Consider the following 15,060-nt stretch of genomic DNA (forward strand, 5'->3'; position numbering starts at 1 on the left):
CCAAAGAACTTAACCATAATGTTTAATTTATCTGAAAGCTTTTCGAATCCGACTCACATAGCAGGTTTGAAACTAAACCAAAATCCTATCCCTTATATTACTCAGTTAAAGAGGCGGACCACTTCCGGACTGATGATTAGTGCGGGTTATGGTGGTGGTACGGCCAATATGGAATATATGTCTTTAACAGGCATGTCGATGGGGCTCTTTGCTTCTGGTAATGTGATTCCCAATAGCCAAGTCGTGCCTAGTGAGAAGATTGCACCGAATGTGGGAAACCTTTTTGAATACGCCTCGGCGATACATCCGTACACTGGCGGATATTATAATCGGCCGGCAGTGTACCGTAAATATTCTTTCAACAAGTTTGCCTATCTTGGTAGTCAATATAAAATTATTGATCAGAAGCGAATTGGCAAATCTATGTATCTGTCCGACCAGACTGCCTATGCTAACGCCTTGGCTCAAATTAACTCTCGGCAGGGAGGACAATTTTTGAATCTGATTACGATGCAAAATCACATGCCATACACGGCGGATGTTTATCCTGATCACGACTATCAGGTTAGTGGTAGTGGTTTCGCGCCAAATATGAAAGCGTCAGTTCAGCACTTTACGCAAGGTATTTCATATACTGACACTGCTGTTAAAGCCTTCATCAGTCAAATCGATAAGTTGGATAAACCAGTTATCATGGTCTTCTATGGCGACCATCTGCCAGGTATCTATGATTTACCAGCTTCCGTTGAAAAATATTCAACAGACTATTTCATCTATGCTAATAAATATGCGAGAGAGCATGGTGCAAAAGAAGTTAGTGAAGGTCATAAGTTTGTAAGTACCAACGATTTCATCCCGATGGCTCTTGAGGAAGGAAATGCGAAAGTAGACCCGTATACAGCCTTGCTAACCGATGTGCAGCATCAGTTGCCAACGATGTGGCAAGCGTTGGGCGTTTTAGGGACTAATGCCTCTGGCAGTCAAGATAAGTCTGAAAGTCAATCGAGCCAATCAGGCGATGCAAAGGTTGAAGCACTTAATTTTGTGACCGAATCTGGTAAAGTGATCGATGAAAGCAAGCTAAGCCGTGCACAAAAACGCCTTTTGCACGATTATCGACTGATTCAATACGATATTACGAGCGGCCACCAGTATTGTCTGAAAGATTGTTTCACTAAAACTGTAAAATGAAGCAAATTGGTTTGTCGGTTATTGGATTCGTTTAATAGATTGGGTGTTGGAGAATGCAGTGTCGCTTCTTTATGGCTCCAGAAAGAGGTCTGTAGTAGAAATAAGGCAGTGATTAGGTGGTTGTGCCTGTACCCGACTAGGATTAACCGGGTATTGTATAATACATACACTTTTCACCTCGACTGGCGCTACTACTAAGAGGCTGGGGGATCAGAGGAGATTCTCTGAACAAAGTTTATCGGGTCGGACTGCCTTTCTTGAGAAATAGTTACAGTTAAGCGCGTCACCGGTCAGCCGAGGCGAGGACACTTATAATCGAATTGGAATTAGTACGTGCAATTGATAATATTTGGGAAGGGTTCTGATGATGGTGGTAACAGCGCAGGCGCCAGGCAAGTTGTATATTGCTGGCGAGTACGCGGTGGTGGAAACTGGGTACCCCGCGATTATCGTAGCTTTAAATCAGTTCGTCACAGTTACGGTTGAGAAGATGGCCAAGTATGGCAGTATCGTCTCGAAACAGTATCAGGAGAACTCGCTTCTCTGGCAGCGGGAAGGTGACGAGATGGTGTTTGATAACCGCGACAATCCCTTCCACTATATCTTAAGTGCAATTAAATTAACCGAGCAGTATGCACGAGAGCAAGGAAAGCCTATGGCACTGTACAGGCTTTACGTTGACTCTGATTTGGACTCCAAGGACGGTAAAAAATATGGGCTTGGGAGTTCGGCAGCAGTCACGGTTGCTACGGTGAAAGCTCTGAATGAGTTTTACGATTTGAAAATGACCTCTGATCAACTCTACAAGCTCTCTGCAATCGCACACTTGGATGTTCAAGGAAACGGTTCATTAGGCGATATCGCGGCCTCGGTCTATGGGGGATGGATTGCCTATCAGTCGTTTGACAAGGACTGGTTGGCAGCGGAACGCCGAACTCATCAGCTGAGCGAACTGTTGAAGATGGACTGGCCGCAATTATCGATTGAGCTTTTGCAGGCCCCTGAAGCACTCAAACTTCTTATCGGTTGGACTGGTTCGCCAGCCTCTACATCTCGTTTAGTAGACAAGATAGCCATCGCGAAGGCTCAGAAGCAGGAAGAATACCAGCGCTTTTTAACTGATAGTCGGGAAACCATTCAAAGTATGATTGCGGGATTCAGAAACCATTCCCTAACCGTGATTCAGAAGTGTCTCAGGCGCAATCGTCACTCCTTGGATGAGTTGGCGCGCTTTTCCGAGGTGGAAATTGAGACAGACGCTTTGAAAACAATGTGCGAATTGGCAGAAAAGGCCGGCGGAGCGGCAAAATTCTCCGGAGCAGGCGGTGGTGACTGTGGGATTGTACTGATCGATCGCTCTAAGCAAACTGCTGGTCTGTTGAAAGATTGGACACAACATAATATAGAGCCGTTAACTTTTCATGTTCATGAGATTGTCTAGACCTCATAAATTTGTTAAAGCTTTCAGGCTTTGTTTTGGAACGGTCGCCTGATTTGGTATGATATGGGGTGACCGTTTTTCTGTAATCATAATTAGTGATAATTCGAGTAGCACACTGATGCAATTCATTTGTTGAGAGGGTTTGTTATGAAACAAAAAGCTTCATGGGGCGGTTTGAAACGGTTTATAACAGTGGTTGGCGATGTGGTGGTCTTCAATGCCAGCGTCTTGATCGCGTTTTATCTGCGCTTTGGCCGGGCTATTCCCATTCGGAATTTTTACACATATGAAAAATCCGTGGTCTGGCTGACCGTGGTCTTTCTACTGGTCAATTTTCTACTTGGTGCCTATGTTTACTACAACCGCCGCGTCAGCGACATTATCTTTATTACGATTTTAGGCCAAGTACTGACAATTATGGGTCTGATAATGATCACCTTCTTGGGAAGGTTATTTGCCTTTCCTCGCTCGGTGTTGCTTCTTTCCTTTGTTGTAAGTGCGATTACATTAAGCATTTACCGGGTAATTATCTTTTTCCTCTATCTGAGATTAACTCCCAGTCAGCGAGTTGCTGTTGTGTCTCATGTGGAGGATTTGCCAGCGGTGATTCAAAACTTCAACTCGGCCAAGAACAACAAGCACAAGGTTGACGTGGTGGTGACGGATCATTTCGTTGAAAACGTGAAGAACGTGTTGCCTGATGTTGATGTTTTCTATCTGACTAAAGACATCTCTGACGATGACAGGCGGGCAATCGTTGATCTCGTATTGAAGGCAAACAAACATCTGATGTTTCCTTCAACATTTGATAACTTATTGATGTTGCGGCCTAATTTAATGAATTTCGAAGATGAGAGCGTTATGGGCATTAGTGATTTCCGCCTGTCTTCGGAGAATGCATTCTTTAAGCGAGTCTTTGATATTATTGTGGCGCTGTTACTTCTAATCGTTGCGTCTCCGTTTATGCTGGTGACCGCCATCTTAGTTAAGGTGACTTCACCAGGGCCTATCATTTACAAGCAGACACGGATCACGCTCAATCAACGCGAATTTTCAATTTACAAGTTCCGCACAATGCGTAATGATGCCGAAAAGCAGAGTGGGCCAATGCTAGCCCAGGCCAACGATGCGCGTGTGACCTCTGTCGGGAAGTATCTGCGAAAACTAAGGCTGGATGAATTGCCGCAGATTTTCAATGTACTCAAGGGCGATATGTCAATTGTCGGGCCACGGCCTGAACGACCTTTCTTTGTTAATCAGTTTAACGCTGAGGAGCCTCATTATTACCTGCGCCACAATGTCCGCGCTGGCATTACCGGCTATGCGCAAGTTTATGGTAAGTATGCGTCGGACTACCACAGTAAGCTGAAATTTGATCTTCTTTACATCAAATGCTACAGCGTCTTTTTGGACGTGAAAATTCTGTTGCAGACGATTAAAATCCTTTTTGACAAGGTTTCCTCACAGGGACTTGATACGGATGAGGAGCCAAGCATGAAGAAGTTGCATGAGATTGTTGAGGAGAACGATATCAGGCATCTTAGTTAGGAGGATTATTATGGGGACGGCACCGATTACTGTTCTGATGTCGCTTTACAAGAAGGAGTCACCAGATCATCTCCGCACAGCCTTGAAAAGTATCGCCAAGCAAACCCTGCAACCAGAAGAAGTGATTATGATTCTAGATGGGCCAATCACCGCGCCACTCCAACAGGTGTTATCTGCTAGTCAGGCTTGGTTACCACAACTTCATATTTATCCACAGGCGACTAATCAAGGATTAGGACCGGCACTCGCAATCGGTGTCAAGCTGGCCTGTTGTGAGTTGATTGCCCGGATGGACACTGACGATATTATGGAGGCAGACCGTCTGGCGTTGGAGTACCGTGAGTTCGAGTTGAGAGCAGGATTGGACATCTGCGGTTCAACCATCAGTGAATTTGTGGAAGATCCAGCCAACATTGTGGGAAGACGCATCGTCCCTGAGACAAATGATGAAATCCGTGAGTTCTCAAAACGTCGCAATCCGTTTAATCATATGACGGTTATGTTCAAGAAAGACGCAGTTTTGAAGGCAGGCAACTATCATTCGGTGAAGAGCTTTGAGGATTATGAATTATGGGCGCGAATGTTAAAGCAAGGATCTGAAGCGTACAACATTCAGAAAGACTTGGTGTTGGCGCGAACGGGTGCTGACATGATCAGCCGGCGGGGCGGCTGGAAGTATCTTATAGAGGGTCTTGGTGGGCGTTATCGCGTTTATCGTGAAGGCCTGGGAAATTTCGGCGATTTTGTCTTTGTCAGTGGAGTCCACATTGTCATCAGCGTGATGCCTGGGAAAATGCGGGAGTGGTTCTACCACAAGAAGTTAAGGCAGTAATGGAGGGCCAACGTGTATAGTAATGATCCGAAATTAGCAAAGGTTCAGCATGCTACACTTAAAATCGCACGGGTATTTGTCGATTTTTGTCAATCGCATGAGCTCCTTTGCTATTTTTGTGGCGGTGGTGCTATCGGTGCGGTGCGTGAACATGGCTTTGTGCCTTGGGACGATGATCTTGATTTCTTCATGCCCAGAGCAGATTATCAAAAGCTGATTCAGCTTTGGCCTAAAGGGCCTGAGCAACGTTTTGCGTTAGAAGTGGCTAGTCAGCACTTCGTTAACCGCAACAATTTTGTGACGGTCAGGGATCGCGAGACTACTTTTATTAAGACGTATCAGAAAGATCTAGACGTTGTGCACGGGGTTGCCATTGATGTTTTTCCATTGGATGTGGCACCGGTCAGCAAGGTTGGACATGATGTTCAGCGCGCCTGGGCGATGGTGTATGCCTTGTTTTCGGAACAACTAGTACCTGAGACTCATGGCGGTATCATCGCAGCAGGCAGTCGTCTGCTGCTCGGCTTGTTTCGAAGTGAACAGATGCGCTACCGAATTTGGCGGTTTGCTGAGCACCGGATGACTAGGTATCAAGGTCGGGACACGGGGCTTGTCACTGAGCTTTGCGTCGGTCCGAAGTATATGGGAAACCGATATCCGGAGACAGCTTTTAAATCTGCTGTGATGCTGCCGTTTGAAGACACGGCGATGCCGCTGCCAGTTGGGTATGATATTTATCTCAGACAGGTTTTTGGTAACTATATGCAGAGACCGCCTAAAGCACAGCAAAAGCCACATCATGATGCTGTATTTATTGATCCTGAACATAGCTATACGCGCTATGAGGGTCGTTATTACTTAACCAAACACTAGTTGGCCAAACACGGTTACCGAGGTGAGAAGAGAATGCCTGAGATTAGCATTATTGTTCCTGTTTATAAAGTGGAAAGGTATATAAAAAAAAGTGTGTCGATTCGATTCTGAATCAAACCTTTAAAGATTTTGAGGTCATTCTCGTCGATGACGGCTCTCCTGATAATAGCGGTCGAATGTGTGATCAGTATGCGAATGAGGATGCTCGGGTGCGCGTGATCCACAAAAAAAATGGCGGGCTGAGCGATGCACGTAACGCCGGCATAGACGTCGCGCGAGGTCGTTACCTTGGGTTCGTTGATGGGGACGATTATATTGCTGCGGATATGTATCAAATCCTTCATAACGCGATTATTCAGGCTGATGCTCAGCTGGCGATTTGTGGAATCTATGATGTCTATGGTGACGAAAAACCGAAGAAAAAAAGACCTTTTTTTTATAAGGAACTTAACCGTGACCAGGCGACAAAGCTGATCCTAGAGGGTAACATTATCTCCGTACATGCGGTGAATAAGCTATATGCTCGGAGAATTTTTCAAACACTTCGTTATCCTGTTGGTAAGTATCACGAAGATTCCTATGTCATTTTGGACGTGCTCAATCAGTGTTCGAGAATCGTTGTTGATTCCCGCCAGCGATATTACTATGTCCATCGCGAGGATAGCATTAACACGGAGACCTTCTCTGAAAAGCAGTTTGATTTCATTGACGCTTGGGAAAAAAAACGAGCAGAAACTTGTGAATGCTAGTCCTGCGCTGAGGCATGCCGCCCATCAACGTGTGTGTTTTGCAAATTTTCTGGTGTTGGATAAGTTATTGAATGGTCAAGCCGAGACAAAGTATCCGCGGCATTTGAAAGCAATAGTCCACTATCTTCGGTCGAATTATTTCTTTATTCTTCGAGACAGGATTTTTACCGGGGCGCGTAAGGTGGCAATGACAGCTCTGATGTTAAGCATCAAGTGTTACGCAACTGCGATTAAGCTTCATCGAAATTAATCAGATTGGGTTAGGGTGAAAAAAATGCAAAGATTGATTGGTTATAACAAACCACTTACACGGATCTTCATACTTTCGTTCGAGATAGCGTTGCTGTTAAGAATGAATATTCTGGAAAGTTTGGTGTCTTCCAAGTTTGATTCAGCTCTATTTGCGATTGTTGCACTGTTCGGGGCTTTAGTTGTGCTGACTAACTTGGCAGAATGGTTCACAAATCGAGAAATCCCGAACGTCTGGCTAGTCTTGATTATATTGGCAATGGTTGTCTCGACTTTATTGGTTCCGGAAGCGTCACTTATCTCAAACGGGAAAATGGTAATATGGCAGGTTCTGTACTTCTTTGCGGTTTTCTATGTGGGTAAACACGAAGATCCACAGCTGTTAAGGTGGTTTGAAAACATCCTGTTTGTTTACTGGACAATCAGCGTTATTGGGTCTTTGTTCTTATTCTTCGTGAACTATAGCTACACCGCATCTCTGAGCAAGATTTATTATGGGGTTCGAATTGGAATGGTTCAAAATCGGTTGTACGGATTTTTCGTTGAGCCCAACTTTGCTGCCAATTTGTCCGACATTACCATCTTATTGATGATGAACCGTGCGATTAAGGCAGGCAATCGTGCGAGAGTGGGATATTGCGTGCTCATGGCGATCCAGTTTCTGTATGTCGTGCTTTCGGGTTCTCGTTCTGCGATGCTTAACCTGAGTTTGGTTACTTTTATCGGACTGTTCTTGGTTTTTCGTTATCAGAGGCGTTTTGATACTGTTTTTGTGAAGTGGCTGAAATCTCTTGGAGTTGCCTTGCTAGGGGTATTACTGGTTGTGGGTTTGAGTGAGGGCGTGAAAGTTGTAATGCCCCATTTAGTCGTTCCCACTAAAATCATTTTGTTGGACAAAATGGGTTCGCAGACCACGAAAAAGAATAGTGACGTTTCGCTGGAGCGTGAAGATATCACAGAAAATGGGGATACGTCTAACGGTCGATTGTCTCTTTGGAAGAGCGCACTGGAAATTGGGGCAAGTAGTCCGGTCTATGGTGGTTCCCCTCGTAACTTCATTAATTATGCTCGTAAAGAGTTGCCGCATACTTATATTTCATATGCAGGCCAGACGCCGCATAACCTATTTTTATTGACACTGGTCAGCACCGGTCTGATGGGGTTGATTCCACTCGTTGGCTTCCTGATTGAGAAATTCTGGTTACTAGCGAAGAATTTGTTTAAAGCTCGTGGACTTGATGATATCAGCTTTATTATCTTTGGGTTAATCGTCGTTGACATGTTCGTCTTTGGATGTGTGATGCCTGATGTTATCTTCGAGAACCGGATAGGGGCCTTCTGCTTTTGGCTTTTTCTAGGCGTTGTGTCTTTTGGCCCTGCACCTGAGCAAGATCGATTGGAGATGTAAATTCTTTGACACCAATGACGCTACAGCAAATACAGGAATGCGAGTTAAACATTCTGAGCTATATTGATGGTATATGCCGAAGCCACGGGTTACGCTACAGCATTTTTTATGGTTCATTAATTGGGCTTGAGCGTCACCATGGCTTTATTCCCTGGGATGATGACATCGACATTGTGTTAGCTCGGCCTGATTATGATAGGTTGATTAAGCTCTTAGCTGGACAAAGCGATTATCCTGTTCTTAGTTTTGAGACTAGGGCGCACTACCGTTACGCTTTTGCTAAGGTTGTCGATCCGGCAACGACGATGGTCAGCCATCAGGTGTATGGTGCAGAAGACCCCCTTATGGGGGTCTTCGTTGATATTTTCGCGCTGGATGGTGCACCTGCAGGCCGAGTGGCGCAATACCGCTTTCATGATGAATGCGAGAAACTTCGAGAAAATATGATGGATACTCTTCCAAACGGAACGTATGCTCGTTCCTTCTCTCGTTGGAAAGCATATGTGAAGCGAGTGATTCGTTATCCTCATTACCGTTCTTTAATGGCACAGGGTGATGACAATTACTGGCGTCAACGTTATGTGAAGACGATGACCCGCTATTCATTTGATAAGGCTAGTGAATGTGGTCGCCCGGAGTATCTCAATGAGGATTGGGGCGTTTTCCCAGTCGCCTGGTTTTCTTCGGACGAGTTTGAAGATGTCAATTTTGCTGGCCGGACGGTGATGGCGATTAAGGCTAGAAAAGAGTTTTTAACTCTGAGGTTTGGTGACTACATGAAAATGCCACCGGCTTCTGCGCGTGTTACCAACCATCCGTATACGTTTTATTTCAAGTAATCGAAAGAGGGACCGGTAATGAAAAAGCAACGTGGCCGTCTTGAATATTCTATTATGAATTCCGGTATTTCAACCGGGATCTACATTATGCGGCTCTTGATACAATTCATTGCCCGTAGTATCTTTATTCGGTTTTTGGGTGAAACATATTTAGGCTTAAACGGATTGTTCACTAACATTTTGAGTCTGCTTTCGGTATCAGAACTTGGCGTTGGTAGTTCAATCATCTTTTCACTGTATAAACCGATTGCCTTGCACGATCACCCGCAAATCGTGGCGTTAATGCAACTTTATCGCAAGGCCTACAACTGGATTGGGGTCACAATCGGTGTGCTGGGAATCGCAGTCATGCCATTTCTGCACCTGATGATCCATGGTTCTCAGCACGTAGATAACCTCTACTTGATTTATTTGCTGTTCTTGACCAACTCGGTTGTCAGTTACTTCTTTACATACAAGCGGTCTTTGATCTCAGCGGATCAGAAGGCTTATATTGTCACATTAAATGATTTCTTATTTCTTTTAGTAGCCAATATTGTTCAAATTACCTTTTTATATATCCATGCAGACTTCGTCATTTATCTGATAATTCAAATTATCTTCACCATTGCAGGAAACGTTTGTATTTCTTGGATCGTTGATCGACGTTATCCGTATATTCAACATGCGAAAGCGGTTAAGGTGGACAAGGCTACTAGTGATGAGATAAAGAAAAAATGTTCTAGGTAACATGTCCTCCACAATTGGCGGACAGATTGTTATGGGTACAGATAATATCTTTATTTCCTCCTTTGTTAGTTTGATTGCGGTAGGCATTTATTCAAATTACACGCTCATCGTAAACGCAGTCCAGAATATTTGTAAACAAATCACCAATTCAATTACCGCAAGTATCGGTAATTTTGCGGTGGAGGCGGATGCAAGTCGTAGAAACGATTTATTTCGACGTCACTTCTTTGTCAGTCAAAGTCTGGCCTTTTTTACCGGAATAGAGCTGTTGGTTTTACTCGATCCGTTTATTAGCTGGTGGGTCGGCAAGGGTAACGTGCTGCCTAAGGTTACGGCGCTATTGATTGTCATTAACTACGTGATTCAAGTCTATCGGAATACGGGCTTTGTATTTATTCAGTCATTTGGTTTGTTTTGGTATCAACGGATCAAGCCGGTTATTGAAGCAACAATCAATGTCGCGCTGTCGTTACTTTTTCTGATTCCACTGAAGATGGGGATCAATGGGGTGCTGCTAGCAACAATTGGTTCTTCGTTTGGTTTTGTTATATGGTATGAGGGGTATGTCGTTTATCATTACGCCCTGCAACGCCCTGTTCGAGAGTATGTCGTCTTGATTTTTCGGGGGATTGCACAGCTGTTTGTGGCAGGAGCGATTGTTGATATTCTTGTAAACAGATTTATCACGCTACAAGGCGGATTGCTCAGCATCATTATTAAGGCTTTCGTGACCCTTATTCTGTCGATGATTCTCTACATACTGTTTAGCTTTAAGACTCCCGAGTTTAAGTATGTCTTGAGTGTTGGAAAGCGATTTTTGAAACGTTAAGGAGAAGATAATGCGTATTGCAGTTGTCAGTCAGGGCTTTGGTTATGGTGGCTCTTATATTGCGGCGGCTAATATTGGCAAAGCATTAGCGGCTGAAGGGCATGATTTGTACTATTTTGCTTACCAGTACACGACCAACTATTCTGATTTGCCAGAGGACCGGTTGTTCCAGTTCGGGCTACCTCATAAAGGAATAGCAGAAGTGGTTGACAAGATGGGGAAAGGGCTGGAGTTTCTTTTTCATCGAAGCTTTGTGCCCGCGGATTTTGCAAAGCCTGAATTAAAGAGGCTTCTAGCTTATCTCGATCAATACAAAATTGATGTGGTGATATTAAACTCCTTTTGGTCGGTAACGTTATTTGCGAAAGCGCTGCGTGAGAATCGGCCAAAATTGCACACAATTGCGTGGATGCATGAAGCGACTGATTATAGTTTTGGCTCTCTGACTAAGAATTACCGGCCGGCATACATTGCGCTTTGACTGCAGTTTCGGCAATAGTTTGTTTAACTCATTTTGATCTGAAGGTTTTTTTCTCAATACAATCGCAATACCCATGTAATCTATAATCCCGTTGTCCTAGCGTCGCATGGGCAATCGCCGCTGACTTCACATAAGATTATCTTTACGACGAGGCTTGACACCTATATAAAGGGGCTTGACTATCTTGTAGAGATTGCCAAACAACTACCACCAGGCTGGAAGATTCAAATTGCCGGTCAGGGGCGCCCCAATCAGGTGAAGACATTTAAGAACATGATTGCCGACGTCAGCCTGAACATATAGAATTTATTGGCTCTCTAGATGGTAATGCACTTGCAGAGCATTATCAGGCGGGCAGCATGTTTCTTTCCACCTCCCGTACTGAGGGATTGGGTATGGTGATTATCGAGGCGATGTCTTTCGGATTACCAGTGGTTTCCTTCGCCCACCATGGGGGACGGGAGATTTTGGAGCCAGATCAGACTGGACTTTTGGTGCCGGTGGGCGATGTGTCGGCCATGCTTAAAGACATTAATCTGCTAATCAGTAACGTTTCGCTCAGACACGAGTACGGAGAAAAATCACTTAACGATACGAGGCCTTTAAACTTCCTCGTGTTATTTCGCAGTGGAGTGCCGTCTTGGATTCTTTGCGAGATTGATGTGGCTTTAAAAATGGCTTATTTACCGGTTGGGATGGAAAAACAACTGACTGGTATCCATGACTCTGGACGAATTTTTCAAAAATAGTTCAACGCTTGCCTTATCGAGGACTAGAATCTGAGCGTATCGTGGTTGGCACTTTGATTTTGAGACATTGTATTTGCTAATCCGCTCGCAGTGGCTTAATCAGTGATTTGGAGGATCCCGTCAATAATGAAAATGAAGGCAAAACAACCTTGGATACTGTTTTTACTAATAATTGGATTTGGCTTATTAGGCTTGGTCTTGCCGTTCAGCGGTGACGATTTGATGTGGGGAGGCCAACAAGGCCTCCACCTTATGTCCACCAATTTTTATAACTATAATGGACGGCTATTTAGCAATATCCTGATGGTTGGAATGACTCGCTATACGATTCTTCGAGTCTTGATTTATGGATTTGGTAGTGTGGGTTTGGTGTATTTGGTTGCCGCGGTCGGATTCAACTCAAAACGAGTCAAAGGCTGGCAACTTATGCTCACGACCGCGTTGCTCATGACCATGTCGCAAGAAGTATTTGCGCAAACATTTGGTTGGCTTTCCGGTTTTATCAACTATATTTTTGGAATGATTCCAGTTTTGCTTATGGTCATTTGGGTGCGGGAACGGCGGCCAGAATCAATATCAAAATGGCAGTGGCTTCTATTTGGGGGGCTAGGTTTCGTAAGTGCTCTGATTGTGGAACATATAACGCTATACCTTTTGCTCTTCGGTATCTGTGCGTGGATATACCTTAAAAGAGCGCATTCCAACAAAGCGTCGACCGTGCTTGCTTTTCTTGTGGGAATTGTTCTTGGGGCCATTCGAATGTTTACTGATCCTAGTTACCTTGCAGCTTTTGCAGGTAAAAATGATCAACGACATTTAGCCTTGGGCCAGCGAATTATCGCACAGATTAGGGATACATATACACAACGCATGTACCGTTATGTGTTTCATGAGAATGGCTTGATAATTGCACTGCTAGCGGTTGGTTTGTTCATACTTATCTGGCGTGCTCCTATAGGGCACAACGTTGTCAAAATGTTTGTCAGCACGCTATTACTTGGGTATGCCTTTTTAACATTTTTCAGCAGTCAGATGTTTGATTGGGGAAATCTTAATCGTTCAGGAGTCTTTAACAATTTGCTAGCGATTGCTAGTATTTTGTTCGTTGTCGGTGTCATACTTGCTACTGCTCTGTACGTTCAAAGTCCTCAGCTTCGCACGCGGATGTGGTTTTACATTGGTTCGGCGTTGGTACTGTCCGCGCCTTTTGCAATCATCACTCCTTATGGCCCACGTTGCGCATTTGGTAGTGTTGCTTTTCTTTTGATTGCATCGCTTGATGTCTTGAGAGCGGTTCTTGAACCGCAACCGAGAACTTCAGCTGTGATTGTCCACGGTAGCTTTTTGCTTGGAGGTATTAGTTTGCTGTTAATGCTATTAATGATGACAGCCAATGGCTATTATAATAATGAGCGAGTAGTACAAATGCGTGCTCAAGCGCGGCAGGGTAAAACAGAGCTAGTCCTGCAACGACTACCGTTTGATCAGTACAATTGGAATACTACTCCGAATACCGACTGGGGCTGGGGATATCCAATGATGTTAAAGAATGCACGACTTAGTCAGCACAAATATCATCTGGTGTTTGTCCCATTTAAGGCATGGCCAAATTAACGACATACTTGCTTAGTAGTAGACCCGAAGAAAGCTTCATAATTCAGAAATGGGTGAGTCATTATGCAGAAATTACTGATTGCAATTCCTTGCTTCAATGAAGAAGAAAATATTGAGTCAATTTACCAGCGTATTATCTCTGATATCAATTTTAAAGAGCTAGGGCTGGAGCACGAGATTTTGTTTATTGATGATGGCAGTAAGGACCATACTGTTGACGTTTTTAAGAAGCTTTCGGATGCACACGATGATGTCTCCTATATTTCATTATCGCGAAACTACGGGAAAGAGACGGCGATGGTTGTCGCCTTCGACTATTTTCACCACGATGCGCTAATCATCATGGATGCAGATTTACAGCATCCGCCCGTGTTAGTCAATGACATGGTTAAGCTTTGGCGGCTGGGCTATGACGATGTCTACGCGAAGCGAAATAAACGCGAGGGGGAAGGCTGGTTTAAAATCAAAACCTCTCAGTGGTTTTATAAGCTTCTCGGCAAGATTTCAAAAACTCCGGTGACCCCAGATGCTGGTGATTTTCGACTATTAGACAAGAAAGTAGTGGTTGCTCTGCGTTCTCTCCGAGAGTCTCAGCGCTATACCAAGGGACTTTACAATGTTGTCGGGTTTAAAAAGGTGGCAATTGAATTTGATGCGGCGCCCAGACTTCATGGCAAATCTAAGTGGAGTTTTCGTAGCTTGGTCAACTTGGCCCTAGAGGGAATCACTTCGTACACCACTGCTCCATTGAGAATTTCCACCTTTCTCGGATTTATTGTTTCGGCGTTCGCATTTATTTATATGATCTATGTATTCATCAAAACGCTTATCACAGGGCCTACACAGTCAGGGTTCCCAACAATAGTGATCCTGGTTTTGTTCTTAGGTGGGTGCATCTTGATTTCTAATGGTATTCTAGGTGAATACTTAGCCCGGGTCTTTATGGAGTCGAAGAATCGACCACTATATTTCATTGAGGAGAAGCATACGCATGATCAAAAAAAAGATAACTAACAATCCTTATGTTCTGTATGGAGGGCTGTTTCTTGTTTTTTTTGTACTTTTTGCAATGGTCCCTTACAGTCATGATGAATGGGCATGGGGTACCCAAACGCGCTTGTCCGCTTTTAGAAACTTCTTCCAAGGCTATAATGGGCGATACTTCGGTGATTTGATTTCCCTGGCGATTACGCGAAGTGTGCTTTTCAAAGCTGCTTTCATGAGCGGAATCATGACCCTGTTAATTAATGCCTGCGTTAGGTTGGCAGGTGCCGTTAGTACTGTTAAAGCCAATGATCTCTATGGCATCATTCTTGCCCTCTTGCTGTTAGCACCAACCGCTTTGTTTGCACAAACGTATGGTTGGCCAGCCGCATTCGTGAATTTTGTGCCGCCAGTAATTGCGATTATTTGGCTTCTGTGGTGGCAGTTTAATATTCACAATCGACACTTATCCCTTTACAAGCAGCTGCTTCTGGGTTTTTTTTCTGACGCTGGGTGCAGAATTTTTTTTAGCGACCTCAATTTT

At 44.2% G+C, this 15,060-nt stretch carries 11 protein-coding genes and 3 pseudogenes; all 14 read left to right on the top strand.

Going from position 1 to position 15,060, the window contains the following annotated elements:
- A partial coding sequence (locus tag JCM13995_RS09670; protein ID WP_225350834.1) for an LTA synthase family protein occupies positions 1–1,191 on the top strand: 1,191 nt, incomplete at its 5' end.
- A gap of 370 nt (positions 1,192–1,561) precedes the next feature.
- Positions 1,562–2,632: a phosphomevalonate kinase gene (locus tag JCM13995_RS09675; protein ID WP_054665124.1), complete on the top strand. Its 1,071-nt coding sequence runs from the start codon at positions 1,562–1,564 to the stop codon at positions 2,630–2,632.
- A gap of 147 nt (positions 2,633–2,779) precedes the next feature.
- Positions 2,780–4,180, top strand: a complete 1,401-nt coding sequence (locus JCM13995_RS09680; protein ID WP_054665098.1) for a sugar transferase — start codon at positions 2,780–2,782, stop codon at positions 4,178–4,180.
- A 10-nt stretch (positions 4,181–4,190) separates the two neighbouring features.
- Positions 4,191–5,012, top strand: a complete 822-nt coding sequence (locus JCM13995_RS09685; protein ID WP_054665101.1) for a glycosyltransferase — start codon at positions 4,191–4,193, stop codon at positions 5,010–5,012.
- A 12-nt stretch (positions 5,013–5,024) separates the two neighbouring features.
- Complete coding sequence (locus JCM13995_RS09690; RefSeq protein ID WP_054665104.1) at positions 5,025–5,885, top strand: LicD family protein; 861 nt, start codon at positions 5,025–5,027, stop codon at positions 5,883–5,885.
- Between the two features lie 33 nt (positions 5,886–5,918).
- A pseudogene (locus tag JCM13995_RS09695) lies at positions 5,919–6,884 on the top strand (glycosyltransferase family 2 protein).
- Between the two features lie 24 nt (positions 6,885–6,908).
- The gene (locus tag JCM13995_RS09700; RefSeq protein ID WP_054665106.1) at positions 6,909–8,291 is read left to right on the top strand and encodes an O-antigen ligase family protein; all 1,383 of its coding nucleotides are present in this window, start codon (positions 6,909–6,911) and stop codon (positions 8,289–8,291) included.
- Between the two features lie 5 nt (positions 8,292–8,296).
- Complete coding sequence (locus JCM13995_RS09705) at positions 8,297–9,130, top strand: LicD family protein (protein WP_156314427.1); 834 nt, start codon at positions 8,297–8,299, stop codon at positions 9,128–9,130.
- Positions 9,131–9,148: 18 nt separating this feature from the next.
- Positions 9,149–10,688 (top strand): annotated as a pseudogene (locus tag JCM13995_RS09710) (lipopolysaccharide biosynthesis protein).
- Positions 10,689–10,698: 10 nt separating this feature from the next.
- The gene (locus JCM13995_RS09715; protein ID WP_054665113.1) at positions 10,699–11,169 is read left to right on the top strand and encodes a glycosyltransferase family protein; all 471 of its coding nucleotides are present in this window, start codon (positions 10,699–10,701) and stop codon (positions 11,167–11,169) included.
- A gap of 299 nt (positions 11,170–11,468) precedes the next feature.
- Positions 11,469–11,918 (top strand): glycosyltransferase, encoded by a 450-nt coding sequence (locus JCM13995_RS09720; protein WP_082397808.1) that lies wholly within the window; start codon positions 11,469–11,471, stop codon positions 11,916–11,918.
- 126 nt (positions 11,919–12,044) lie between these two features.
- Positions 12,045–13,532, top strand: coding sequence for a DUF6056 family protein (locus JCM13995_RS09725; protein WP_054665117.1), 1,488 nt, complete (start codon positions 12,045–12,047; stop codon positions 13,530–13,532).
- A gap of 60 nt (positions 13,533–13,592) precedes the next feature.
- On the top strand, positions 13,593–14,546 hold the full coding sequence (locus JCM13995_RS09730; protein ID WP_156314428.1) for a glycosyltransferase family 2 protein: 954 nt from the start codon (positions 13,593–13,595) through the stop codon (positions 14,544–14,546).
- Positions 14,524–15,060: pseudogene (locus tag JCM13995_RS09735) on the top strand (DUF6056 family protein); the annotation flags it as partial. The gene JCM13995_RS09730 and the pseudogene JCM13995_RS09735, both read left to right, overlap by 23 nt.

Source organism: Lacticaseibacillus camelliae DSM 22697 = JCM 13995, from assembly GCF_001311195.1.
Taxonomy (GTDB): Bacteria; Bacillota; Bacilli; order Lactobacillales; family Lactobacillaceae; genus Lacticaseibacillus; species Lacticaseibacillus camelliae.

Bases quoted from the DNA above. Each gene is read 5' to 3' on its own strand.
- JCM13995_RS09715 (WP_054665113.1), top strand. From the start codon at position 10,699: ATGCGTATTGCAGTTGTCAGTCAGGGCTTTGGTTATGGTGGCTCTTAT.
- JCM13995_RS09725 (WP_054665117.1), top strand. From the start codon at position 12,045: ATGAAAATGAAGGCAAAACAACCTTGGATACTGTTTTTACTAATAATT.
- JCM13995_RS09685 (WP_054665101.1), top strand. From the start codon at position 4,191: ATGGGGACGGCACCGATTACTGTTCTGATGTCGCTTTACAAGAAGGAG.
- JCM13995_RS09680 (WP_054665098.1), top strand. From the start codon at position 2,780: ATGAAACAAAAAGCTTCATGGGGCGGTTTGAAACGGTTTATAACAGTG.
- JCM13995_RS09700 (WP_054665106.1), top strand. From the start codon at position 6,909: ATGCAAAGATTGATTGGTTATAACAAACCACTTACACGGATCTTCATA.